The 26,208-nt window shown below is 52.0% G+C and carries 11 protein-coding genes; 9 read left to right on the top strand and 2 right to left on the bottom strand.

What is annotated here, in order from left to right; translation table 11 throughout:
* Positions 1 to 5 precede the first annotated feature (5 nt).
* The 8 genes from map to rplQ all read left to right on the top strand — a co-directional run bounded on the left by map (position 6) and on the right by rplQ (position 4,683).
* Positions 6 to 827, top strand: a complete 822-nt coding sequence (gene map, locus ACO08I_RS10505; protein WP_282784268.1) for a type I methionyl aminopeptidase — start codon at positions 6 to 8, stop codon at positions 825 to 827.
* A 111-nt stretch (positions 828 to 938) separates the two neighbouring features.
* The gene (gene infA / locus ACO08I_RS10500; protein ID WP_044221858.1) at positions 939 to 1,157 is read left to right on the top strand and encodes a translation initiation factor IF-1; all 219 of its coding nucleotides are present in this window, start codon (positions 939 to 941) and stop codon (positions 1,155 to 1,157) included.
* A gap of 43 nt (positions 1,158 to 1,200) precedes the next feature.
* Positions 1,201 to 1,317, top strand: coding sequence for a type B 50S ribosomal protein L36 (gene ykgO / locus ACO08I_RS10495; protein WP_044221860.1), 117 nt, complete (start codon positions 1,201 to 1,203; stop codon positions 1,315 to 1,317).
* A 47-nt stretch (positions 1,318 to 1,364) separates the two neighbouring features.
* A complete protein-coding gene (gene rpsM, locus ACO08I_RS10490) occupies positions 1,365 to 1,742 on the top strand; it encodes a 30S ribosomal protein S13 (RefSeq protein WP_044221862.1) in 378 nt (125 codons plus the stop codon).
* 83 nt (positions 1,743 to 1,825) lie between these two features.
* Entirely contained in the window at positions 1,826 to 2,230 is a 405-nt protein-coding gene (rpsK, locus tag ACO08I_RS10485; RefSeq protein ID WP_044146985.1) for a 30S ribosomal protein S11, read from the top strand.
* 23 nt (positions 2,231 to 2,253) lie between these two features.
* On the top strand, positions 2,254 to 2,865 hold the full coding sequence (gene rpsD, locus ACO08I_RS10480) for a 30S ribosomal protein S4 (RefSeq protein ID WP_044221864.1): 612 nt from the start codon (positions 2,254 to 2,256) through the stop codon (positions 2,863 to 2,865).
* Positions 2,866 to 3,024: 159 nt separating this feature from the next.
* The gene (locus ACO08I_RS10475) at positions 3,025 to 4,023 is read left to right on the top strand and encodes a DNA-directed RNA polymerase subunit alpha (RefSeq protein ID WP_044146988.1); all 999 of its coding nucleotides are present in this window, start codon (positions 3,025 to 3,027) and stop codon (positions 4,021 to 4,023) included.
* A gap of 153 nt (positions 4,024 to 4,176) precedes the next feature.
* Entirely contained in the window at positions 4,177 to 4,683 is a 507-nt protein-coding gene (rplQ, locus tag ACO08I_RS10470; RefSeq protein ID WP_345894673.1) for a 50S ribosomal protein L17, read from the top strand.
* 216 nt (positions 4,684 to 4,899) lie between these two features.
* On the opposite strand, the gene ACO08I_RS10465 is transcribed toward rplQ, so the two are convergent.
* Both ACO08I_RS10465 and ACO08I_RS10460 read right to left on the bottom strand, forming a co-directional pair.
* Entirely contained in the window at positions 4,900 to 5,850 is a 951-nt protein-coding gene (locus tag ACO08I_RS10465; RefSeq protein ID WP_282784262.1) for a DUF3078 domain-containing protein, read from the bottom strand.
* A 117-nt stretch (positions 5,851 to 5,967) separates the two neighbouring features.
* On the bottom strand, positions 5,968 to 9,927 hold the full coding sequence (locus ACO08I_RS10460; protein ID WP_282784260.1) for an ATP-binding protein: 3,960 nt from the start codon (positions 9,925 to 9,927) through the stop codon (positions 5,968 to 5,970).
* Positions 9,928 to 10,636: 709 nt separating this feature from the next.
* Here ACO08I_RS10460 and ACO08I_RS10455 point away from each other — a divergent pair.
* On the top strand, positions 10,637 to 26,197 hold the full coding sequence (locus tag ACO08I_RS10455) for an SdrD B-like domain-containing protein (protein WP_421949284.1): 15,561 nt from the start codon (positions 10,637 to 10,639) through the stop codon (positions 26,195 to 26,197).
* Positions 26,198 to 26,208: the final 11 nt, after the last annotated feature.

Raw genomic sequence — 26,208 nt, 5'->3', positions numbered from 1 at the left:
TCAACATGGTTTTTTACAAAACAGAGGAAGAGATAGAACTGCTGAGAGAGAGCAACCGTATCGTGTGCATGGCGCTTGCTCATGTTGGCAGTATGCTGCGGCCGGGAATGACCGGTGCTGAAATTGATAAAGCTGCGGAGGAGCTGATCCGGGATCACGGCGGTGTCCCTTCGTTTAAGGGGTATCAGGGTTTTCCAGGAAGTTTATGCGTTTCTGTCAATGAACAGGTCGTGCATGGTATTCCCACAAAAGATCAGGTATTCCAGGATGGAGATATCGTGTCAGTGGACTGTGGGGTACATCTGAATGGTTTTCACGGTGATTCTGCTTACACTTTTCCGGTTGGAGAGGTGGACGAGGCGGTCATGGAACTTTGCCGGGTCACTAATACCTCCCTTTACAAAGGGATTGATGCGGCAATTGTAGGCAACCGCATTGGAGACATAGGCTTTGCCATACAACAGTATGCTGAGAGAGAGCATGGATATGGTATTGTCCGTGAATTAGTCGGGCATGGTATAGGCCGTGAACTGCATGAAGCCCCTGAAGTGCCTAATTATGGCAAGCGCGGGCGCGGACCGGTACTCAAGCATGGATTGGTTGTCGCTATTGAGCCGATGGTCAACCTGGGGCGCAAGGAGGTTCGCACCGAACGGGATGGCTGGACGATTTACGCTAAAGACCGCAAGCCTTCTGCCCACTATGAGCACTCTATTGTAGTGTTAAAGACAGGGCCACAACCCTTGTCGGATCATAGTATTATTGAAGAAGCTTTGGAGAAAAACCCGGATGTTCAGTACGTGGGGGTGATTTCTCAGGCGGTATAAGCCAGCAAAAGCTGTTTATAAGATCGGTGTAGAGGAGGATTTTGATTTTTTGTGCCTATTACCGTGAAAGTCAGATAAAAATGATTATCTTTGCACACCGAAATTCCGAGTATGTCCAAGAAGAACTTAATTAAGCAAGACGGGATTATAGAAGAAGCTTTGTCGAACGCAATGTTTCGGGTAAGGCTGGAAAACGACCATGAGATCGTTGCTACGATATCTGGAAAGATGCGCATGAATTATATCCGCATTCTTCCAGGAGATAAGGTTGCAGTAGAGATGTCCCCTTATGATCTGTCCCGTGGGCGGATCACCTATCGTTACAAGTAAGACCGTTCTTGCATATTACTGTCTAAACAGAAAAACGACCATCATGAAAGTTAGAGCATCTGTTAAAAAACGCTCCGCCGATTGTAAGATCGTTCGCCGTAAGGGTAAGATCTACATTATCAACAAAAAGAATCCTAAGTTCAAGCAGCGTCAAGGCTAAACCCAGCCCGCTGATCTGCATTAACTGAATCAATTAAATAGCGTAAAATGGCTCGTATTGTAGGTGTCGATTTGCCTCGTAACAAGCGCGGTGTCATTAGCCTGACTTACATCTTCGGAATCGGTCGCTCCAAAGCAGCGATGATCCTGGAGCAGGCAGGTATCGATGAGAATGTAAAAGTAGAGGACTGGACGGATGAGAACGTCCGTTCGCTCACCAGCATCATCACTGATGAACATACCGTTGAGGGTGAACTGCGTTCTGAGGTACAATCCAACATCAAGCGTTTGATGGATATTGGCTGCTACCGTGGTTTGCGCCACCGTAAAGGTCTGCCCCTTCGTGGACAGCGTACACAGACCAATGCCCGTACTCGTAAGGGTAAGCGTAAGACTGTTGCGAACAAGAAGAAGGTAACTAAGTAATCATTTTCGTCAAGGCACATGATGGCTGCTCATTGCAGCAGTGCATCCGCTGTAGATACGAAACCTTGTTAAATTAATTTCCAATGGCAAAGGGAAAAGGAAAATCAGCCGCAAAGAAGACTAAGAAGCGGAACATGAAAGTGGAGGCGGAAGGAATGGCTTACATTCAGGCTTCCTTCAACAACATAATCATCTCATTGACCAACAAGCGTGGTCAGGTGATCTCCTGGGCTTCTGCAGGTAAAGCTGGCTTCCGTGGCTCTAAGAAAAATACGCCTTATGCTGCGCAGGTTGCTGCTGCAGATGCGTCCCGCACTGCTTACGATGCAGGGCTCCGTTCCGTTGAGGTATTCGTCAAAGGACCTGGTTCTGGCCGTGAGGCTGCTATCCGGGCTATTGACGTGGCAGGTATCAAAGTAACTCGCATCAAAGACGTTACACCTGTACCACACAACGGCTGCCGTCCTCCCAAGCGCAGAAGGGTTTAATTAATCGAAAATAGTTTATTCTGATGGCGAGATATACTGGTCCAAAGACAAAAAAAGCAAGAGCGCTCGGTGAGGCGATCTATGGTGCCGATAAATCATTCGAACGCAAGAAATACCCTCCGGGGCAGCACGGCAACGGTCGTCGGCGCAAGCAAAAGTCCGACTACGCCCTGCAGCTCATGGAGAAGCAGAAAGCTAAGTACACTTATGGCGTGCTGGAGCGTCAGTTCCGTAACCTTTTCGAAAGAGCTAACAGTGGTTCAGGTGTAACCGGTGAAGAATTGCTTCGCCTGTTGGAATCTCGCCTGGACAATACGGTTTTCCGTCTTGGTCTTGCTCCAACCCGCCGCGCTGCCCGTCAGCTGGTTACACACCGCCACATTACTGTAAATGGTGTGATCACTAACATCCCATCCTGTTCATTGCGCCCTGGCGATACTGTCGCCGTACGGGGTAAGTCTCAGGGAATGGAGGTCGTTAGAGATGCTGTGGCTGCAAAGTCTGATATCCGCAAATTCGCATGGCTGGAATTCAATCCTGATACCATGCAGGGCAAATTCCTTGAATACCCAGAGCGTGAGCAGATACCGGAAAAGATCAACGAGCAGTTGATTGTAGAACTGTACTCTAAATAATACCGTTGCAATGTACCTGCCTGCAGGCGGGCTGATCGCAGCGACATGTACGAAAATACTAAAAAGTGCCTTCCGCAAGGAGGGTGCTTTTTAGGCGTACATAGGCAACCGTTTCTGCACCCGTTTTATTCTTCCATTTAAAGAACGAAGGTCAAATATATGAGTATCCTAAATTTCCAGAAGCCGGACAAGATTGTAATGCAGAAAGCCAACGATTTCGAGGGGCTTTTTGAATTCAAACCTCTTGAACCGGGCTTTGGCCAAACCGTAGGTAACTCCCTGCGGCGTGTGCTGTTGTCTTCCCTGGAAGGCTTCGCGATTTCTGCTGTCCGTATCGCGGGCGTCGAGCACGAGTTTGCTACGATCCGTGGTGTGGTTGAAGATGTGGTGGAAATCATCCTTAATCTTAAGCAGGTTCGCCTCAAGCAGCTGCTGAGCGAAGAAGAAATTACCACTGAGAAAGTATACCTGACCATTAGCGGTAAGGAAGAGTTCCGGGCCGGCGATATTGAAGAGCATACTAATGTCTTCAAAATCATGAACCCTGACCTTCTGATCTGTCAGATGGAACCGTTCGTTAACCTTGAGGTGGAATTGACGGTGACTAAAGGTCGTGGTTATGTTCCTGCCGATGAAAACCTGCCTAAAGATGCACCAATAGGTGTAATCCCGGTGGATGCCATCTACACGCCAATTAAGAACGTAGCTTACCGTGTGGAAAATACACGTGTAGGTCAGCGGACTGACTACGAGAAACTTTCCATTGACGTGAAAACGGATGGTACTATCCACCCTGAAGACGCGATCAAGGAAGCTTCCCGTATCCTGATTCAGCACCTGATGCTGATCACGGATGAGAATATCACTTTTGATGATGCTTCCACCCGTGAAGAGAACATCGTCGACGAGCACATCTTGCATATGCGCAAGCTGCTGAAGACCTCACTCGAAGACCTGGATCTGTCTGTACGGGCCTACAACTGCCTGAAAGCAGCAAAGATCAACACACTGGCAGAGCTGGTGAAGTACGATACGCACGAGTTGCTTAAGTTCCGGAACTTCGGTAAGAAGTCACTGGTAGAAATCGAAGAGCTGCTGCAGGATAAAGGCCTGACCTTCGGTATGGATCTTTCCAAGTACAAGCTCGACGAAGAATAATAAGGATTCAACAGGTGGTGTAGTGCCCTTACCGGCACTGCTCCTCGTTTTTTATAACCCTGTGATTACTGCTTTTCCAAGCGGACCGACCTGTGGTCTATGCCTGAAACGGCTCCCGAAAAGTAGGTGTCACGATGTAAATCAATCTCTACAATGAGACACGGTAAGAAATTCAATCATCTTGGCCGCAAGGAAGGGCACCGTAAAGCCCTTATGCGCAACCTCGCTTCTGCTATCATTGAGCACAAGCGTATCAACACGACGCTGGCCAAAGCTAAAGCGCTTCGTGTATACCTTGAGCCCCTAGTGACCAAGGCACGGAAAGGGAGTGCTCACGATCGTCGCGTCGTGTTCAGCTATCTGCAAAACAAAACAGCAGTTACGGAGCTTTTCGGTCCAATCGCTGAGAAAGTCGGGGAACGCCCGGGTGGCTACCTTCGTATTATCAAGACAGGCTTCCGCCGCAGTGATGCAGCTGAAATGGCTATGATCGAGTTTGTTGACTACAACGAAGTATACACTGCGGGCAAAAGCGAAGGTGGTGGCCGTCGCCGTCGTCGTCGTGGTGGCTCCGGAAAAGGCAAAGGTGCTGAAACTGCAGCCGCAGCGGCTACTGCAGCAGCTGCAACATCTGCAGCGGCTACTGAGGAGGAAGAGTAATTATTACCCTCCCGGTCCATTTACATCTTTGATGAAAATCAGGAAAGGCAGGTCTCGGAAGAGGCTTGCCTTTTCTGATTTATGGAGGTCATACTTATGGAACCAAGAAGTGGGTGGAATGATGGAAGCCCGGTTTTGTACAACTGGGGCAAAAAAAAAAACGCCAGGTGCAAAAACTTGCACCTGGCGTTGCTCTTTACCTGTTAGGGACAGCGTTTAATTGGAGCTAATCGCATAGCTCAAGCCAAGGATCCAGTATGTCTGCAGGGGATTGTCCTCCCTGCCCGCAGCAAGTGCTTCCTGCTTATTATTGCGCAAGCCAATATCAAGCCCAATGCCAACACCTTTGTAAGCAGTGCTGAAGGTATTCACCCAAGTGTAATTGGATAAATCCTGACCTTCATAGCTTAAGAAGGCAGACAAGTTGGATTTCCAGTTGAAGCCTTTTACAATGGTTTTGGTGTAGTCGGCTACGACTTTAGCGCCCAGAGAAGACTCGAAATTGAACTCGTCATCGGCAAAGACAAAGTTGTAGTTGAGTGGATGAACAACGACTACCAGGTCTGTAACCGGCGTCCATGTGGCACCCACACCAAGGTCAAGATAGCCCGGGTTATTCAGTTTACCGTCCAGCACGGAAGTCCGGTATTCCCCAAGTGTGGAGATAGCCAGTTTGGGCGACAACTTGTAGCCATAAAGGGAGACTACGTTGAAGGCATCCGCAGCGACCTGGAACTCATCGGTATCATCAGGGTTATCCTTGTTGTCAAACTTCAGCCAGCCCAGGGTTAGATTGGCGCTGTTTCGCCAGAAGGCGTTTTCCCAATCTCCATTGATAAAGGCGGTAGACGTGAGGCCGATGTTGATGGCAGAAGTGCTGGGTTGGTCCTTAGGCAACCAGCTGTCAAAGTTGGAGATGTTCAGGCCTACATTGCCAAGTAAGCCTTTTTTCCAACGCGGGTAAGGTGTAAGCTGGTCTGTGAGGTTGGCAACATCAGACTGCAGCTGGTTGACCTGCTTCTCCAGCGCTTTAAATTCTTTCTCCAGAGAATCCAGTTGGGCACTTTTTGCCGCTTTTTCTGCTTGTAATTCTTCAGTTGTTTGGGCGTTTATCCCGGCCGGTAGAAAGAAGAGCGTGGCCAGCGCCATGATAAGAAATCTTTTCATCAGGTGTTTGTTTAAGTGAGATGAATAATACAAATCTAGTAAAGCAGGAATTGCTATACCAGTGCAACACGGTAAAGTAGACGTGTATCTGCTAAATAGTCACGCAGGAGGGGAAGTTTACGGCTTATTCAGAAAATGTGAAGGAGGATGCCCAAAGCGTTTGGCAAAAACCCGGCTGAAATAATTAGGGTAAGCATACCCCAGGTGATAAGCGATTTCGGCAATGGTGGAATAGCTGCCTTCGTTTATTAGCTGCCGCGATTTCTGGAGGCGTACTTCATTGATGTACTCGGAAGGCGTTAGTCCTGTGAGTAGCTTGATCTGACGCTGAAGTTGCCGTTCACTGGTGTGCAGCTCATGCGCCAAATCCTTGACTTTTACCTCTCTGCCTTTATCCACCATATTCCAAAGCGTCCTCTCCACTCCGTCAAGCCAATCTTTTTCATGTTGTTTGAACTCATCTTGCCGGGGCGCCTCATCGGTATGGTCTACAATTGCGGAAGAATGCCGGGCGGAAAGGCGGGCAGTAGCATTTTTAATTAAGGTATGAGCAATCGCTTTCAACTCTTCTACGTGGAATGGCTTTTGGACATAGTCGTCTACTCCGATATTCAGTGCCTTTATTTTTGCCACAGGGTCACTCTTGGCACTAACAACGAGTACTGGTATGAGCCGGAACCGCTCATTGGCCTTGAGCTTTTTGATTAAGGCCAGCCCATCTACCTCTGGCATCATAAGGTCCGTAATAACGAGTGCAGGGATAATGGCACTTTGTTCAAGAAACCGGAGTGCCTCTTTGCCATTATCTGTTGTTACCAGTTCGAATTGCTGATCGAAGATAGTGCCTAACAGCGCTTGGACTTCCGGGTGGTCCTCTACAATCAAAATCAGTGGCTTCTGAGTATCGAAATCGCCAGGGCCGGCATTAGTATGCACGGGCTTACTGTTTTCTGACCGTGAAGAACTTAATGAAGGCGCTGCATCTGAGATAGGATGAACCGGTAGGCAAAGCATTATAGTTGTCCCGGTTCCGGGGGCACTCCGCAGCTTAATGGAGCCATCCATCGCTTCGGTGTAGTCCTTCACAATAGCGAGCCCAATGCCCATACCACCTGAACTTGAATCTATCTGGTAGAAGCGCTCAAAGATACGATTTTGATGAGATTCGGGGATGCCCGCACCGGTATCCATTACAACAATATCCACACCGGTGGCATTCTTACCGGGGCTGACTGCTACCTCTATGCGCCCTCCCTTTGGAGTGAATTTGAAAGCGTTGGCGAGTAGATTATGGCAGATGTACTCCAGTTTAAGAGCATCCGTGGCGTATGAATCGTAGAGCTGCTCGTCTAATGTGAGCTGGAAGCTAATTTCTTGAGTTACGGCAAGGTCTTCGTAGTTTTGGCACACTTCTTCCAGTAGCCTTTTTAGGTCAACGGGTTGGTTCTTGACTTTCAGCAAGGCGGCCTCCTGTTTATTGACTTCCAGAAGCTGATCTATCAGCCGTATCAATCGGATATTATTGTGTTCTATCGTTTTCAGCCCCTTCTCGGGGTTAGGGTGCTGTTGGCTTTTCAGCAGTTGCAGCGAACCGGAGATCATTGTCAGTGGAGTCTTGAGCTCATGGGCGATATTGGTGATGAGTGTAGTCTTGATTTGACTGAGTTTTTGCAGCTCCACGGCCTGCTCCTGGACTTTTTGGGTGCGTCTTTTTATTTCTTCCTGGAGCTGGAGCCGGTCTTTGCGCAAACGCTGTGTGCGCCAGCGGAAGAACAGAAGCAGAGTGGCGATCAGTGCTAAAACAGACCAGACAATAAAGCCCGTATTCTGATAAAAAGGCGGCGGCACCCTGATATCAAGCTTGTATATATCTGTAGAGTAGGCGTCCTTCCCTTTTCTGCCTCTTACTTCCAGTGTGAACTGCCCTCTTGAAAAGCCGGAAAGATCGAGGTCACTTCCCCGCATAGGTGTCCATTGGTTGTTTTGCCCAATAAGCCGGTAATCGAATTGTTCTAAATCTACAGCCGCATAGTCCAGGATGGCGAATTCAAGGCTTAACTTATCATTGGATGAGCTAAGTGTGATGGATGACTGAGTGGCAGGTAATGCCTTTTTTATTCCATCTGCATCAAATAGCTCAATTTTTAGGGGCCAAACGGGGTACGCGTGGTCAATTGAATCTGGTATATTGAGCGGATCGAATTTTACAATACCTCCAAGTGTGCCTAGAAGCAGGTGTCCATTCGCCAGCTGATGATGAGAAGAAAGGTTGAACTCATTATAGGGAAGCCCGTCCTTTGTGGTGAAAGTGAATAATTGTTCTGATTCCGGATGAAAGCGGATTAACCCATGGTAGGTAGGCATCCATAAGAAGCCTCTTTTATCCGGGTAAATGGCAAGGATTCGATCGTCAGAAAAGCCAGCCTGATAATGATACCTTTTGACATCCGGGGTCCCGGGTTGCCATCTGTAAAGCCCCTTACCGAATGTGCCCAGCCAAAAAGTGCCATCAGGTGCTTCATAAAGATGATTGACGGTAGTCCCGTCGGTAATGTGCCGGTAATCCTGAAAAGTATCTATTGATTCCTGATATAACAGCAGGCCTTCATTTGTACAAAGCCATAACCCTTCGCTATTTTCATGAATAGACCGGATTTCGGTACGGTCTATCAGGGGGCTAATGTGTTTTTTGATTAGTGTATCTTCCTGATGCGGCTTATACAGAAGGCCTGCCGAAGAACCAACATAAAGGATACTGGTTTGCCTGGATCTATGCACCCAGTTCGTAGAGACCCTGTTGCCTCCTGCATCTGCTTTCAGTAACTGAGTGGTTCCGGTTACTGTATTGCCTTTAAGAATGTCCGGGCGGTATGTACCGGACCACAGGATGCCATCTTCATATAACAAATGTATCCCTCCTCTGGTGTCAAATAAGATTTTGGATGTATCTGAATCGTACAGATAAGTGTAAAAGTCGTTGTAATAAATCTTCCCCTTTTCGTCAGATGTTATTCCTCTAAGGTTAGCAATCTCACGCTGAAAGCTGTGAATGCGCTCGAACAATACTGGCTTGAGTTTAAATAAATAAACACCATTAGCGGAGGCAATCCAGGCTTCCTGCTTTTCCTGATTGAGGCGTACCCCGAAATAGGTACTTGATGACAGCTGGACTGCTGCGGAAGCAATTTTTTGACCGTATCTTTTTGAGCGATCAGAGCTGGGAGTATAAACAGCGACTTCCTCAGTCGTAACGACCCATATATATTTTCCGGGAGTGTAGGAGGCACCCAGCAGAGCGCCTGAGGGTTTGGGGATAGTTATGCTTTGGTATTCCGCACCATTGGTAAATTGAATCTCTGTAAAGCTGCCTTCAGTTTTATATTTACAAGAGCAAGGGGTCGGTTTAAACCTGCTTCTCAGAAAGGTTTTGAGAGGCTTTTGCTCCCGGAATGGAGGAGACATGACATGGCAGCTGTCTATGGATTCAAAAATAAAATCTTTGCCAGCAGCGTAAAAGGTGTATAATTGATGGTTGGGGGCAGTTTGAAAAACAGCATCATACGCTTTACCGTCAAAGCTGAAAACCTTACCATCATGTAGTAAAAATACAATATGGTTTTCGGGAGTTCCCGAGATGGCCGCAACCTCCTCTTTTTTAAATGGGGCTCCTGTCGAAACAAGAAGGCTGTCGGCAGAGATCAACTGTTCTCCGGTGCTATCCCATATCGCAAATTTACCTTTAAATTCTGCCTGATTGGAAAATACAGCATAGCCATAGCTGTTTACCCAAATCAGCTGCCCGGGCCCTTCATAAATCCGTCCCGCTTTAAAGGAATTCCCCTCCATATTTGTGATGACAGGTTGGGCGTGTTTGCCATCGAATCCAAACAATCCTCCGTTAGTGGAAATCCAAACAATCCCTCTGCTATCTTCCAGCGTATGGTGTACAAGCAGGTTGGTCAGGCCATTCTCCTCATTGATATGCCGGGATAACAGCCTATACTTCTGCTGCGGTTGTGCAGACAGGTACATGGAGGCAAACAGGATAAGACCAAGTATTTTCGGGAGCTTATACAATAGGAAACGCTTGTTTGGTAAATAGGTCTGTTGGTATTTGTAAAAGTAATAATATCGCGACTCAATTTTCATCCCTTTCAGAAGAAGTGCCGGGCTACAGTGCGTTTTGTCGGGTTCGTATAGAGGCTTGTCCGATTTGTATCTGCTATCTGTCCTACCTTTGTCTCAGTTAAATGCACAAATCCACTGTACTCATGAAAAAAATCAACCTGTTACCGCGCTCCTTTCAGCGCCGGCTCTATTATCATTCCGCTTTTTACAAGCCTGTAAGACCCTCGTTGTCCAGAGCATGGAGGAGAACTTCTCAGCCAGAAGATTCTGATGGGACCGTACCCGGTTTCGAAGTGTTTTGCCGTAATCCATGTCACATATTCTGCATTTAAGGTAGAATTGTCTTGTGTTGATAATGAGACTTGAGAAATCTGGCATTACTTTTGTAGTACCTGCATTGAAATAACAGTTCGACCTGCAAACACTTCTTTTTAGGACACACTAAGACACTACTACAAAGGTCCTCGAATACAGCAGGTCAGGTAATTCTAATTACCCCTGTGTTTCGAGCTGTTAAAACCTCCATAAGTACAACAATCGTAATCTCGACTGCGCCATTGCGCAGCAGGTAAACCTATGTCAAAAACGAATGATCCATAACACTTAGCGGTTAAGCCCGCTGTAGTGAACAGTACAATTTTGCACAAACCATAGCAACATGAAAACCACGCTTACCCTATTGTCAGTTATTGCCGTACTTACATCAACCCTACTTGCCTTTAACCCCGGTGTTTTTTCTCTGGATAATTGGACTGATAGCCATCAGGATGCACCCGTTGTTCAGCAGAAGGACGAAGCACTAAGTATGCCAAATACTTTGATCCTGGATATCGGTATTATGGTCAGTGATGATACGCCTGAAACAGGAGTAGCTTTCACATATACAATCAGCTATTCGACTCAGAGCCTTGTGGAGGATGCTGACAACCCGGTTATTGAGGTGCCCCTGCCTAATGGGATTCAGGTTGTCAGTTTCGTAGGCAATGCTGAAGTGGGCAGCACTGAAATCGTCAATGTTATGGGCACGCCGACCTTTCGCATCAATATGAAAAATCCACTTGAAGCCGGTGCTGCGGGTATCCTCATGTTGGAACTGGTCATTCCGCCCGGGCAGGTCTGTGATGGCACAGTAATTCCCGCTGCTGTTACCTTCTCGGCGGATGACGCTGATAATAGCCCTGTAAGTGACCAGATAGATATCATCGTAAGCGCACCTAATGAGGAGTGGAACGTAAACGTAAATGCAGTGACAGTTGGTGTCCCTGGCTCTACTTCATTGTTTCAATTAGGCATCAGCCCATCGGCAGTTACGGGCTTTATCGCGCTCGATAACGCTACGCTCACCGCAGAAATCCCCGCTAATACCAACGTAGTGAATTGCTCAGGCTGCATGCAATCTGGCACGACACTAACCTGGGATGTCAGTAACGCCTCCGGGGCAACTTCCTTTCCCCTGGTTTTGGAATTTCCTTCTCCGCCTTTCGACTTTAGTGATAACTTTTCCATTGAAGCAATGCTCGACGGCACCACCATTTCAGACTGCCCAGTTAATGTGGATGATACAGATACCTATAACGGTATCCTGCCTTCGCCCAACCCGCTCATTCAGTGTGGCGTGGGCCTCTCGACTTTTGAAATCGGAGATCAGGGTGGTTACGTGGCCAATGCCGATGTGACCGGTAATGTCGAAGTGGATGACTTCACGGCAACCATTACTATCCCACAACAGATTCAGATTACGGGCATTAGGCCCTCCAGTTACTTATTTGAAGGCCTTCCTGTAACGGTGACTTACGAGACCAACCTCGGAGGCCCATTCCCATTAGGCAGCTTTAATACCACACTCAATGGTTCTGCCGGTGACTTTACGCCCCCGGTATTGGGCGCAGGTGAATTCCTGACCACTTTGGTTTACGAGTTCGGTACGGTGCCTCCCGGGTTTGGCCCTGTGAATGGGATAGTGCTGGACTATGAAGTGCTGGCTATTGATCAGCTTGGCAACCCGGTCATTGGTGCCAACCCGCGCATCACCAATCCGGTATACGTTTCCTGCCCGAATGCTGTTTACACCTGTATCTCTCCTGTGGTGGAAGTTTCCGCAAACTACGAAGGAGAACCGGTACCGAATGACCTGTGTGATGACAGTGCAGCTGTCACCCGTATTCCGCCGGTTGGGCCGGACTCTCCTAATAAATCAGCTTCCGGAAATGTATTCTTCGTCGGGGATGAAGTCACTTACACTCTCTCATTCAACGTTTGTGGCCCTGATCCCCTCGTGAATGGTTTGGTAACCGATGATTTGCCCGCTGGTGTTAACCTGGTGCCGGGATCGGTTGCCTATAGCTCTAATATCACTGATATTGGAACTCCGGCGCTCAACCAGATAGGCAGCTCCCTGACCTGGGACTTTTCCGGTATTGACCTGCCTGGCTCAACGGACGTGGAAGAAGATTGCGGAGCAACCTACACTATTGAGTATACTGTAGAAGTGACGGAAGTGGCCAATGGCCCTGGTAGTTCTACCCTGAATAATACCTTCACGATTGATGGTGATGATGTGGATATCGCACCGGAGGCAGAGTTGCCCGGAGATGAGGACAATATTACCATTCCGCCCATCGGCCCTACCAATTTGTCGAAGACCTCCCTGAATGGCTCAGACGGCAACCCCGAAGATACGATTACCTTCCGGTTGCGCTTTCGCAATCAGGGCCCTTTTGATGTCAACAACGTCGTCATTGTAGACGAACTGCCCATGGGGCTTGATTTTGTGCCTGGCACCATTCAGTACAATGGGGGGCTTACTCCTGCCGATAACGATGGCATGGTCTACAACAGCGGCAATCGTACCCTTACTTTTGAATGGGCCAGCCTGAGCGGGTCAGCTCCGGGGGAACGCTATTCGGAATTCTATGAAATCACCTACGATGTAGCCATCCCACGGGGCTTCCCTCCCGGGCCATTGCAAAACTGTTTTACCGTTTCCGGAACAGGCGACTACATCCGTCAGGACCTGCCCCTCGAGGATTGCGAAACGTTCACGGTAAACGCACTGGTGCAGACCAGCTCGCGGAAGGGCGTAAGGGGAGACTGTGATGCCGACTTTGTCTTTTTTGATCCCAACGGGCCGAATCCAACGCTCGATAACCTCAACGGTATCGGCCGCACTTTTCAGGGTGGAGCCGCTGACTGGAAACTCATCATCGAAAACACCGGCAACGTTGAGGTCAAGGATATCACGGTGATTGACATCATGCCATTCATTGGCGATGAAGCGGTTTCTTTCCCTGCTGACCGGGAGAGTGAATGGCGGACCAACTTCGTAGAAGTGATCTCTATGCCGGCCAATGCCACCGTGGAGTATTCCATAGAGCCCAACCCCTGCCGTGCCGACTTTAGCCCGGCCTACGAGCCTGCGGGTTGTACAGGCCCGTTTTGGAGCACGGCTCCTCCGGTTGATGTTACCGAGACACAAGCCTTAAAGTTTTTTCTGCCAACGCCGCTGGGGCCTGGTGAGCAAACGGAGATCGTATTTAGCACACAGGCACCGGTAGATGCACCCGAAGATGCCATCGCCTGGAACTCCCTGGCCTATCAGGGGCGGCGCACCGATACGGCAGACGAAGACTATTTCCTTGTAGCAGAGCCCAACAAAGTCGGTATCGCCATCAAAGCGGATACGGTCTCTGTTGGTAATTATGTATGGTCGGACGACAATATGGATGGCATCCAAAACGAGCCTGCTGAACTGGGCATCAACGGTGTGAGTGTAGACTTGTACCGTCTGGTCGGCACTAAAGATGCCGCGCCGGGAACAGGCGACGATGTGTTCGTTGGGACTAAACTGACCGGGGATAACTACTTCGGCAATCCGGGCTACTACCTATTTGCCAACCTGCCTGAAGGCCAGTACTATGCTGTTTTTGATGAAAACTCCTTCCCGCCCGGCCAGGTCCCTCCTGCGGATATGCCCACCATGCTTGATGCAGGCGGAAACGACGTTGTGGATAGCGATGCAGATCAGACCACCATGTTCATGACTGATCTGACACCAGCTTTGACAGAAACCGGGCAGGCAAAAGATACCACTTTGGACCTCGGGCTAATCGCCACAGATTGTGACCTTTTCCCAACCGTTATGGTGATGTGTGATGACCGCGGGACGGCTCAGGTGAACGACGACCGCTACACCTGGACGCTGCAGGTCAACCGGGAAATTAACAGTGCCTTAGACAATAACGGGACCTTTACGCTGCAGGTTATGAATGCAGATGGCCTGGAAATTGACGTGGTACCCAATCTGGCTTACGGAGTGGAGCACCCTATTGGAGACGAGTTTGGGCCCTTTCCGATCTCAGGTGGCGACCTGATGTTCGAAGTCAAAGACGATATAGATCTTAGCTGTGAAGCTTTTGGAACCGTAGAAGCCCCGGCCACTCTGAATATTGCTACCCTGAGTGCCACCGATTGTGTAGACGATGGCATGGGCAACCTTACCTACAACTTGACTGGCCAGGTGCAAATTGGTGGTGATCCGGCTCCGGGAGCGCGCCTCGAAGTATTCTTTACAGAAAGTGGCAATACGGAAAGCCAGATTTTTGATCCCATCGCCGAAGATGGAAACTACAATTTCTCCTTCATCGGATTGGTCTGCGACGGAGAATCCTTTGATGTCGAAGCCCGCTTTATTGATGGGATGGGAGACATGATTGAGGGTACCTGTACTGGCGAACGCCGTTTGCATGAGCCTTGCTATCTGGCAATTACGGACATTCAGATTGAAGACAACTGCCGTGCGGATGGCACTTACACCGTCAATATAATCGGTACTTACTACAACGGTACCGGAGATATGGATATCAGTATCGCTGGCAACTCTGCTTTTAGCCCAGCTACGCAAACCCTTAACCTGGCGAATCGCGCGGATGGAGTGGAGGAGACCCTGGCGTCATTCACCAAGGCCTGTGATGGTCAACTGCACGAAGTAACCGCCGCTTTCAATGGCAGCTGTATGGATACGGAAAACTTCGAAGGGCCAAGGGACCGTGACTTCGGGGATGTCCCGGATACCTACGGCACCACACTGGGCCAGAATGGCGCTTTCCATATCATTCATGACGACCTTTTCCTGGGCGATTGCGTTGACTCCGAGTTGGATGGTTCGCCTGAGTCGCAAGCCGGCGTGGATGGTACGCCTGCTGCTGGTGCCGGAACAGGAGGTGACGATGGCAGCGGGGTGGAAACCGAAATGGGCGAAACCGCTTTCAGTGAGTGTGTCAACGATGACGAAGACGGCATCCGTTTCCTTACTTCAATGGTGCCGGGCAACGAAGCCTGCGTGGAAGTAACCGCAACCAACAATACCGGTAGCCTTGCTGCGCTGCAGATGTGGGTCGACTTTGATGGCAACGGCAGCTTTAGCAGCGGCGAGGAAGTAGCCTTTACCGAGCCAATTGTTGGAACTGGAACGAATACCACAAATTACTGCTTTGAGGTGCCTGCTTCCGCTACCTTTCCCAATTTGGAAACCTTCGTCCGTGTACGCCTGAGCTCAGCGGGGGGATTGGATGCTACCGGGCCTGCCAATGACGGTGAGGTGGAAGACTACTACCTGGCATTCGCTAAAATCGGCGACTTCGTCTGGGAAGACCTCGACTACGATGGCATTCAGGATGCCGGAGAGCCGGGTATCCCTAATGCCGAAGTGAGCATTTCAGGTACAGACCTGAATGGAAATGCGTTTACGGCAAGCACAACTACCGATGGTACGGGCATGTACATGTTTTCTGGCCTGTTCCCGGGCGACTACATGCTGACCTTCACCACGCCCGCTGAACTGGTACCTTCCCCACAGGGTGAGGGTAATGATGATACGGTTGATAGCGACGCTGACCCGGGCACAGGAAATACAATTACCTATACACTCAATGCCGGCGACAATAACCCTGATGTCGATGCGGGTTTTTTCGTACCGGCTATCGAAGTGATAGCAGAAGAAATCTGTGTCGATGATGCGCCCTACGTCAATTACAGCATTACACCCATCGGTTTCACACCTTCCAACGGTGCAACCATCACCTGGATAGACCCGGATGTGGATACTGTGGTAACAGTACTGACCAATCAGCCGCTTTCCGGGACCCTCTTGTGGCCTGGTGCAGTGGTGGATAACGGCGTAGCTGTAGACTGGCCGGGCTGGGTACTGGTCGATGGTGTCTGGGAAAGAGTAGAGGATGGGCTGCGCCCTGAGCTGCGCCTGCGGTTCGATGTAAATCCCTCAGACTCTACGGTTGTGCTGTATCCTCCAGCCACTCCGCAATGCAGTAGTAACCCGACATTCGGCGAGCTTGGCGACTACGTGTGGGAAGACCTTAATGCCAATGGTATTCAGGACCCCGGCGAACCGCCTGTGGAGAACGTAACCGTAAACCTGTTGACGGAAAATGGCGACTTCATTGAGTCCACTATGACGGATGAGAATGGTTTATACCTGTTCGACAGCCTGGGGCCTGCCAGCTTTATCGTGGAGTTCATCACGCCCAATGGCTACGAGATCACACCTGCTGATAATGCCGGTATGGACGATACAGTAGACAGCGATGCTGGCGATGACGGGCAGACCGAGGTCATTACCCTGGGCAGCGGCGAGATGAACTATACCATTGATGCCGGTATCTACCAGCCAGCCAGCCTGGGCAGTACAGTCTGGGAAGACTCGAACGGCAATGGGCAGCAGGACAACGGCGAAGCAGGCGTGCCGGGCGTTACCGTCACTCTCTTCACATGTGTGAATGGAATGCAAGATGCCCCCGTGCCCGGCGCGGAGGTGATGACTGATGCCAATGGCAACTACGAATTTACTGGCCTGGTACCGGGCAGCTATACGGTTGTATTTGACTATAGCGGTATATTCGCCGCACAGGATTATATCTATACCCTTGCTAATATTGAAGGCAATACGGTTGATGCCCTGGACTCAGATGTTATTGACGAAAACGGGAACGTAAATTGTGTTACCCTGGCTTCAGGTGAGGATGACCCAACGATCGATGCAGGTATCTACCCGGACGAAGATGGCGATCTTGTCCCCGATGGCATTGACCCCGCAGCGGAAGAAGCGGACCCCACCGGCTATATTTACTGCGAGTCCACGGGCGAGATCATCCCGGGCGGTAGCATCAGCGTAGACGGTCCCGGCCCTGTGGATATTGTACAGGACGGCTCCAGCGGTTTCTACGGTTTCTTTGCCGTGTCTGTGAGCGGTACTTACACCATTCAGTTCACGCCCCCGGCAGGCTACGCCGTTTCTCCGGACTGTATGGAAGAAGGTGGCGTATTTGACGCGCCAGTTGGCGTAACCACGCTGGGCAGCGGCGAAGATGCCGGCAATCCGGGCTTCATGGAAGATGCCGCCTGCGGGAGCAACCCGTTTTACTATTCCATTGACCTGGAACCGGGCGTATTTGTCTTCAACAACAACATCCCGCTGTCCTGCGCGAGCATTGGAGACCTGGTGTGGGAAGACGACAACCTGGACGGGGTGCAGGATAATGATGAGGCTGGCGTTCCGGATATTCAGGTAGCCCTGTTCGAGTGCAATAATGGCGTAAAGGGCGACCAGGTAGGGGGCACGCAAACGGACAATAACGGCAATTACATTTTCACAGGCTTACCCGCCGGTGTGGAATACTGCGTGCTGTTTGATCTTGACAACTCCTCTAATACTGACGCGGAAAGCTATCAGTTTACGGAGCAAGACCAAACCAATAATGGCGGCAATGATACCAACGACAGCGACGCTAACCCCGCTGACGGCTGTACCCCCGGTATTACCCTGTCAGAGGGTGAAGAATATGAAGACTTTGATGCCGGCCTTTTCCGCCTGGACTACGGCGACCTCCCAGAGGATCCAGGCTATGCGACCGCTGATGCTAATAACGGCCCTGCGCACTCCGTGCCTACAGACGTGCTGCTCAAGCTGGGCAGCGTGGTCGATGCAGAGCCAGACGGGCAACCGAGCGCAGACGCCCTCGGCGACGGCGATGACGAAGATGGAGTAATTCTCCCGTTATTCAACACGGGTAATCCAGTAGATGTACCAGTGATGCTCATGAACATGACAGGCGAGGAAGCAAAGCTAGTGCTCTTTATCGACTGGAACGGAGACGGGGATTTTGACGATACCGATGAAATGTACGACCTCATGGTGCCCGATGGCGCTACGGAGGCTACTTTTGAGGATGTCACGCCACCATTGACCTCTGTCATAGGAGATCAGCAGGTAGGTGTACGCTTCCGTATCAGTACTGATATGGACGCCGTGATGAACCCAACAGGCATTGCGCCAGATGGTGAGGTGGAAGACTACCTTACCCCAATCCTCGGCCTGGATTTCGGCGACTTGAATGATACAGCCTTGGGCACTGGCGGCGACCCTAACGATCCACTTACCCCAGCCAATTACGCAACTTTACGGGAAGACAATGGGCCGCGCCACCGTATATTGGTCGATGTAGACAATAATACCTTGTTGAAAATAGGCGCTACCGTCGACGATGAAGCCAACGGTCAGCCCAGCGTTGATGCAGGCGCTACTGTGGGGGGCGATGACAATACCGCGACCCCGGACACAGACCCGGACGACGAGGACGGCCTCGACCTGGACAATATCCCGCTGTTCATCTTAACCCAAACAACGACGCTGGAAATACCAGTAATGAACATGACGGGAGAGGAGGCGACACTGGCGCTGTTCCTGGACTTCAATAAGGACGGGGCTTTTGACCCGTCTACCGAGCGCTTTAGCGTGCTGGTCCCAAATAATGCCACGGCAGTGAGCATAGATGTACCGATACCGGCAATGAGTGTAGTGGGGCAAGATGTAGGCCTGCGCCTTCGTTTGGCGAATAATCCAGATGATGTAGCTACTGCCCTTGGTCAGGCTCAAAGCGGCGAAGTGGAAGACTACATGGTACAGATCGTCGGCTTTGACTACGGCGACCTGCCGGTTTCCTACGGTACAGAGAGCCCCGATGCGCCAAAGCACATCGTCAGCGAAGACTTGCTCCTCGGGCAGTGCGTGGACGTAGAGCTGGACGGGCAGCCGGATAACCTGGCAGAAGGGGACGACAACGGCTCCGGGCTGGTCACTTTCGGCACCTGCAATGAGGCCGATGACGATGAGAACGGCATTGACTTTATTACGCCCTTGCTGCCAGGCACCGAAGCCTGTGTTTCCGTTACGGCAGTAAACAGCACAGGAGAGGATGCCGTCCTGCAGTTCTGGATAGACTGGGACGGCGATGGCTCCTTTGGTGCAGGAGAAGAGGTCTCCTTCTCAACGGGCAACACCATACCAAACGGTGGGCTCTCCGATGAAATACTGTGCTTCGAAGTGCCTGAAGGTGCTACTTTCGAAGGCGGCAGCGCTTACTCCCGCGCCCGCCTGAGCCCGGAAGGCGGCCTCGAGCCGGACAGCCAGACGGGCGAAATCCCATTCGGCGAGATCGAAGACTACCAGGAAACCCTCTACCTGGTGGGCAGTTATGTTTGGGAAGACCTGGACGGCGATGGCCTACAGGGCGATTTCTCTAACCCCTGCTTTAATGACTTGCCTATGGAACTGGAATGGGCAGGCGTGGACGGCGACCTTGCTACGGATGGAGACAACCGTATTTATACCATCGGCACCGGCATCTTTAATAATGTCGATGGGAAGTACGTCTTTGAAGGGCTCATACCGGGTACTTACGCACTTCGTATTCCTGATTTTCCAACGGGCTATGCACCTACTATTATTGGTGCAGGAAACGATGCCGACCTGGACAGCAACGACCCGGAGAATACCACCTTCACGATCCTTGAAGATGGCAGCCTGCGCACTGGCGAAGATGGCACCGGCGATCAGCCCGGCAACATTAACAGCTACCCGGACGATCAGGACAATTTGTCTTTTGACTTCGGCTTCCGCACAGAGGGCTACGAGGTGATCTGCAACTGCGACGGCTCCATTACGCTCGACTGGGAGCCTTTCTCCACCGGCAACAACTGGACGGTTGATGTAGAAGATGAAAACGGCAACCCGGTGGTCGACTTTGTGAATATGTCTTCCACTCAGGTCACCTTCGTACCAGGCACCCTGACGAATGGAGAATGCTATAACTTTGCGATCACCGAAAATCTGGGCAATGCCGAGGTGGAAGCCATCTCCGGCCTGCTGCATGCCAACTGCTACCCTGTGCCGGTACTCACCCTGAACGGCGAGGGCCCAAGCTGCCCAACGGCTACGGACGGCACGCTGACTATCGATTTGGAGGAGCAGGGCTGCAATGCCACTTACGATGTATACCTGATTGAAGCGGGCGTTGGAGAAACACTGGTAGGCTCAGCCATATCCCTTACTCAGCCAATAATTGTGGAAGATCTTGGCGAGGGCACTTACCGTGTCCGCCTTGAGCTTGTGGACCGGGGCAATTGTGCCTATGGCGAAGGCTGCCTGCCTGAGCTGTACGAGGAAATACTGACATTGGAAACTACCGATGATACGCCCCCAACGAAAACGGTTACAGACGAGGCCGGGCTGGAACCCCCGATGACGATCCTTTACGAAAGCATCCCGGAAGGGGAGTGCGGGGTGCAGTTCAACTGGTTTGTAGAGCTGGATGATGACTGCCTGAGCGATGGGGTGAGCCTGGAAGCGCAGATTACTACACAAACGGACAACCCTTCCGTATCCCCAAGTGCCAGCGTGACAGTATCCGATGAGGAGCCGCTCTACGTAGTGGCTGTCCATGCAGGCATTGGTACGAATGCCCTGCTCTTGATCACCTCAGATGAGGCGGGTAACAGAGATACAATGTCTTATGAGATCACGGTCGTGGACAGCCGCGCCCCGGAGATCTACGGCCCCGGCGACATGCAGGTGCAGATCCCGGGCTGCGAAGACAGCGCCCCTGTGAACTGGCAGGTATCAGCAATAGACGACTGCGGCCTGGATGTAATACTGGAGCAGGTCAGCGGCCCCGAAAGCGGCAGCGCCCTTGCACCGGGCATGTATACGGTGGCCTACGAGGCTACAGACGACTATGGCAATACGAGCCAGTACAGCTTTGACATCACCCTCACGCAGGCGCAAAGCCCTGCGCCGATCGTGGACGTGTCCGGCAACGGGCAGTTCGTGATCGAAGACTGTGCTGAGGACGGCTTTATCGTCTTCGCGGGCCATATTTATGACTGCGAGCTGCAGGCGGGCGATGTGCCCGACGGGCTGATCAGCATCAGCGGTGCGCCACTGGAGATCACCTACATCCTGGTGAACGAGGGCTATGCGTACTTCGAAGCCACGGGCAGCCTGAGCGCGGGCAGCTACCTGATTGTTACCAGCTACGAAGGGGTAACAATAGACCATGCTGTAGAAGTGGTGCAAGACCCGGACACGCCGGCGGTAATGACAATGCCCGGCAACCTGGCCTACCAGGTGCCGAACTGCGAAGGCGAGGCACCGGTAAGCTTTGCGGTACAGCTGGAAGACGACTGCGACCAAGACTTCAGCAGCGCGAGCTTCACGGTGAACGGAGCGCCAGCGCCCCCATTCGACGCAGCGCTGTCGGGCCCTGCGAACGGCTACTTCGCGTGGAGCCTGAGCCTGAGCCCAGGCGTGTACACCATCGTGGGCACGTATACGGATGGCGGCGGCAATACCACCGAGGCTACGGCTACGGTCACGGTGAATGCGGACGAAGACAATTCGGCCCCAATCATCGTGTACCCATCGCAGAACATTACGGAAGTGCTTGACCCCTGTGGGCCGGACGAGGCAGAAATCTGCTTCCAGGCCACAGCCATTGACGATTGCGAAGGAGATATCGTGCCCACGGTAACGGTGACAGGGCCTGGCGGCGTTGCTGTGCCGGTGACGGCAGACGGCACGGCCTACTGCTTCACAGCGGGCCCTGGCCAGTACACGGTGAGCATAGGGGCTGTGGACGCAGCGGGCAACAGCACAAGCGAAGCCTTCGGGGTGTCTGTCACACAAGACGATGCGCCGGAAGCGAACCTGGCGTGCAACGATGATATCAACGTGACGCTGGACGAGAACTGCTCCCGGGTGATCACAGCAGATATGGTGCTGGAAGGCAACTTCGGCTGCCTGCAGGAAGACGACTTCACCATCACCATCGTCAACGATGACAACCCCGCTAACGGCAACATCCTTGACGGGCACGGGCAGTGGATCTACGAGATCACCGGGCCGGACGTAACAGGCTTCGAGCCATGCTGGGGCTTCATCACTGGCGAGGACAAGACGGCTCCCGTCATTACCTGCCCACCCAACAACCCGGCGGACTTCCTGACTACCGCATTTGACACTTTGTACGGTGGTAATGCCGGTAGCCTGGCTCAACAGACCGCATTTATTGAGCAGGTTTATGCCTTTACTGGCGCGCCTTCCGCTACCGATAATTGCGGCACGACGCTGGATTTTACCGCTACCGACAGTTTTTCTGCTTCTGGTGACTGTGGTGATATTGTAATCACAAGAACATTCACGGTAACGGACTTAAATGAGAATTCGGATGCTTGCACCCAAATCATCACACTTCGTCCGCCTACGCTTGATGATGTACTGTTCCCGGATGATGTGGTGGAAATTGATTGTGGGACCGCATTTGAAGCTCTGCCAAACGGTGTGCCAGTACCTGAACTAACAGGTTTCCCTGAAGTTGATGACCTACCTGCTTTCGGCCCTCACGCCATTGATTTTAGCTTTGGCAATTTTGCTGCGGCCTATGAAGATGGCGCGATTGTTCAGGAGTGCGAAGGCACCTTCAAGCTTAACCGGGTCTGGACCATTTATGACTGGTGCGAGCCGGGAGCGATCGTAGAGTTTGTGCAATTGATTAAGGTAGGGGACTACACCGCGCCGGAAGTATTCTGCCCCGCAGGTCCACTGTCTTACTCTGCGAGCCCATTTTCGTGTGGCGGTTCCTTCGAAGTGCCAATGCCAGGCGTGAGCGACAACTGCTCTAACGTAACGGTATACACCGAGATCGTGACGACAACAGAGGAAGAGGTGATCAACCAGTACGGCCTGCCAACCGGACAGTTTGTGACCGACACCGTAGTGGTGCGCACAATCCAGCCTGGCGCGAACCGTTTTGTATCCTCTATCCCATTCGGCGGCCACTTCTTCCGCTATGTGGCAGAAGACGACTGTGGCAATGAGACGGAGCTGTACTGCCCATTCTCAGTGATCGACCAGATCGAGCCGGTGGCAGTATGCGACGACCAGCTGAACGTAAGCATCGGCGGCGGCAACATCGTGCCTGGCCAGCCAGCGCTTGCACGGGTGTTCGCATCTGACGTGGACGAAGGCTCATGGGACAACTGCGGTGATGTATCTATCGCGATCTTCCGCAACAACTTCAACCCGATCACTTACACTTGCGGCACGCAGAACAGCGTAACCGGCGATTTCGTCGACTTCTTCTGCTGTGACGTAGGCGTTACATCTGATATCACACTGGTTGTGACCGACCAGTACGGCAACCAGAACTCCTGCTGGCTGAGCGTTACGCCAGAGGACAAGATCAACCCATTCTGTGACGCGCCAGACAACGTAGTTGTGGATTGCGACGGCCTTCCATACGGCTTCGACGCATCTGACGCAGGCCAGCTGGAAGACCTGTTCGGTATGGCGACTGGCGCAGACAACTGCGGCGTAGCATCTGTACAGCAGGTAGCATCGAACGCTGACCTGGAGTGCGGCTACGGCTCCATCACTCGTATCTTCCGCGTCACTGACGTGAACGGCCTGAGCAGCACGAACAGCTGTGTGCAGGTGATCACGATCAATGAGGTGCACAACTACGAGATCTACTTCCCTGAAGATGCTGAGGCGAACTGCGGCACGCCAACACCAGACACCGTTGAGTACAACGAGCTTGGCTGCGGCCTGCTTGCAGTGACAAGCAACGACGAGCAGTTCTCTGCATCCGGCGACGAGTGCTACAAGATCTTCCGTACGTGGAAGGTGATCAACTGGTGCCAGTATGACGGCGAGAGCGACCCTTACATCGTAGGCCGCGACGAGGACTGCAACGGTGTTCCAGGCGATGGCGACCGTATTGCGAACAACGGCAACGGCTTCTGGCTGCTTGCACGCCCGAACGGCAAGATCTACTTCGACCAGGACACAGACGAGACACCTGACAACAACGTACCAGGCATCAACTTCTGTGGCGTATCGAACGACTACTACAGCTTCGAGTATGACGAGACTGGCTACTACCAGTACACTCAGATCATCAAGGTATACGACGACACCGCTCCTGAGATCAGCTTCACGCAGGCAGACGCATTCTGCTCACTGGACAACGTGAACTGTGATGCGAACGTGACTTATCCGTTCAGCATCGATGAGGACTGTACGCCAGACGGCCTGACGATCAAGGTGTTCCTTGACCCATTCCTGAGCGGCGACCTTGTGGAGCTGACAGGCGTGGTATCTGGTTCTTACCCAGACTACACGATCACAGTGAACGACCTGCCAATCGGCAGCCACGCGTTCGAAGTGCACGTACTGGACGGCTGTGGCAACTCAGACCTTGCGATCCTGCCATTCGACATCATCGACTGCAAGGCGCCAGCGCCATTCTGCCTGAACGGCATTGCGATCGAGCTGATGCCAGTAGACGAGGACGGCGACAACCTGCCAGACCCGGGCGCAGGCATGGCTGAGATCTGGGCGAGCGACTTTGTCGACTTCTCCACTCAGGCGGGCGACTGCTCTGAGCCAATCAAGTACTCTATCAACCGTGTAGGCGAGCCTAACAACCCTGACCAGACCGGCCTTGTGCTGACTTGCGACGACGAAGGCACGCTGGTGATCGAGATCTGGGCGTACGACGCAGCTGGCAACAGCGACTTCTGCGAGACTTACATCCTGGTACAGGACAACATGGGCGTATGCGGTGCAGCAGCACCAATGGCAGCCGGTGCAGTCAATACCGAGGACAACGAGCCGGTAGAAGATGTACAGGCCAGCCTTTCCGGCCAGGCTTCTACAGCGATGACGACTCAGAACGATGGCGCTTACGTATTCACGAACCTGACAGCAGGCCTTGACTACACGATCACGCCACAGCGCGACGGCGACTACCTCAACGGTGTGTCTACGTTCGACCTGGTACTGATCAGCAAGCACATCCTGGGCGTAGAGCCGCTCAATAGCCCTTACAAGCGTATTGCAGCGGATGCGAACAACTCCGGCAGCATCACCACGCTCGACCTGATCCAGCTGCGCAAGCTGATCCTGTCGGTCAGCACGGAGCTGCCGAACAACACGAGCTGGCGCTTTGTGGAAGCAAGCTATGTGTTCCCTAATCCGGAGAACCCATGGCAGGAAGCCTTCCCTGAGGTGGTCAACATCAACAACCTGCCGGCAACGGGCATCCACGGAGCGGACTTCATCGCCGTGAAGATTGGTGATGTGAGCGGCGATGTAGTGGCCAATAGCTTCTCTGCGATCGACGAGCGGGGCTTTGATGGCCGCTTCCAGCTGGAAACGGCGGACGAAGCCCTGAAAGCGGGCAACGAGTACCGCATCCCATTCACCGCGCCACAATTGGCAGCCATTGAAGGCTTCCAGGGCACGCTGGAGTTTGATGCACAGGCACTGGAGCTGGTGGACATTCTGCCGGGTACCCTCTCAGAGGGGCACTTCGGCCTGACACAGGCTGCACAAGGCCGGGTAGCAATGAGCTGGAACTGGGCATCCGAAACGGTGGTGCCAACGGACAGTGAGCTGTTCACCCTGGTACTGCGCGCCCGCACGGACGTACAGCTGAGCGAAGCCATGGGCATGAGCGATGCGGTGACGCCGAGGGAAGCTTACGGCAATGGCGGCACGTTTGAGGATGTGGCGCTGAGCTTTGGCACAGCAGCTGAAGAGCAAGGCCTGTTTGCCCTCTACCAGAACCAGCCGAACCCGTTCCGGGAAGAAACAGTGATCGGGTTTGAGCTGCCGGAAGCGGTGCCGGCAACAGTGATGATTACCGATGTATCTGGCAGAGTACTAAAGGTTTATCCGGTTGATGGAGTTAAAGGGTACAATCAAATTAGTGTGAAAGCCTCAGATTTGGCGGTTCGGGGAATCGTTTCTTATACCGTCAAGACTAAAGACCACAGCGCAACCAAGCAGATGGTTATCGTAGAATAAGGAGTTTCAGG

Origin of the sequence: Phaeodactylibacter xiamenensis, assembly GCF_965229835.1 — a bacterium.
Classification (GTDB): Bacteria; Bacteroidota; Bacteroidia; order Chitinophagales; family Saprospiraceae; genus Phaeodactylibacter; species Phaeodactylibacter xiamenensis.
This window is presented reverse-complemented; position numbering and strand designations above follow the sequence as displayed.

Coding starts and splice junctions, on each gene's coding strand:
- map (WP_282784268.1), top strand. CDS start 6: ATGGTTTTTTACAAAACAGAGGAAGAGATAGAACTGCTGAGAGAGAGC.
- infA (WP_044221858.1), top strand. CDS start 939: ATGTCCAAGAAGAACTTAATTAAGCAAGACGGGATTATAGAAGAAGCT.
- ykgO (WP_044221860.1), top strand. CDS start 1,201: ATGAAAGTTAGAGCATCTGTTAAAAAACGCTCCGCCGATTGTAAGATC.
- rpsM (WP_044221862.1), top strand. CDS start 1,365: ATGGCTCGTATTGTAGGTGTCGATTTGCCTCGTAACAAGCGCGGTGTC.
- rpsK (WP_044146985.1), top strand. CDS start 1,826: ATGGCAAAGGGAAAAGGAAAATCAGCCGCAAAGAAGACTAAGAAGCGG.
- rpsD (WP_044221864.1), top strand. CDS start 2,254: ATGGCGAGATATACTGGTCCAAAGACAAAAAAAGCAAGAGCGCTCGGT.
- ACO08I_RS10475 (WP_044146988.1), top strand. CDS start 3,025: ATGAGTATCCTAAATTTCCAGAAGCCGGACAAGATTGTAATGCAGAAA.
- rplQ (WP_345894673.1), top strand. CDS start 4,177: ATGAGACACGGTAAGAAATTCAATCATCTTGGCCGCAAGGAAGGGCAC.
- ACO08I_RS10465 (WP_282784262.1), bottom strand. CDS start 5,850: ATGAAAAGATTTCTTATCATGGCGCTGGCCACGCTCTTCTTTCTACCG.
- ACO08I_RS10455 (WP_421949284.1), top strand. CDS start 10,637: ATGAAAACCACGCTTACCCTATTGTCAGTTATTGCCGTACTTACATCA.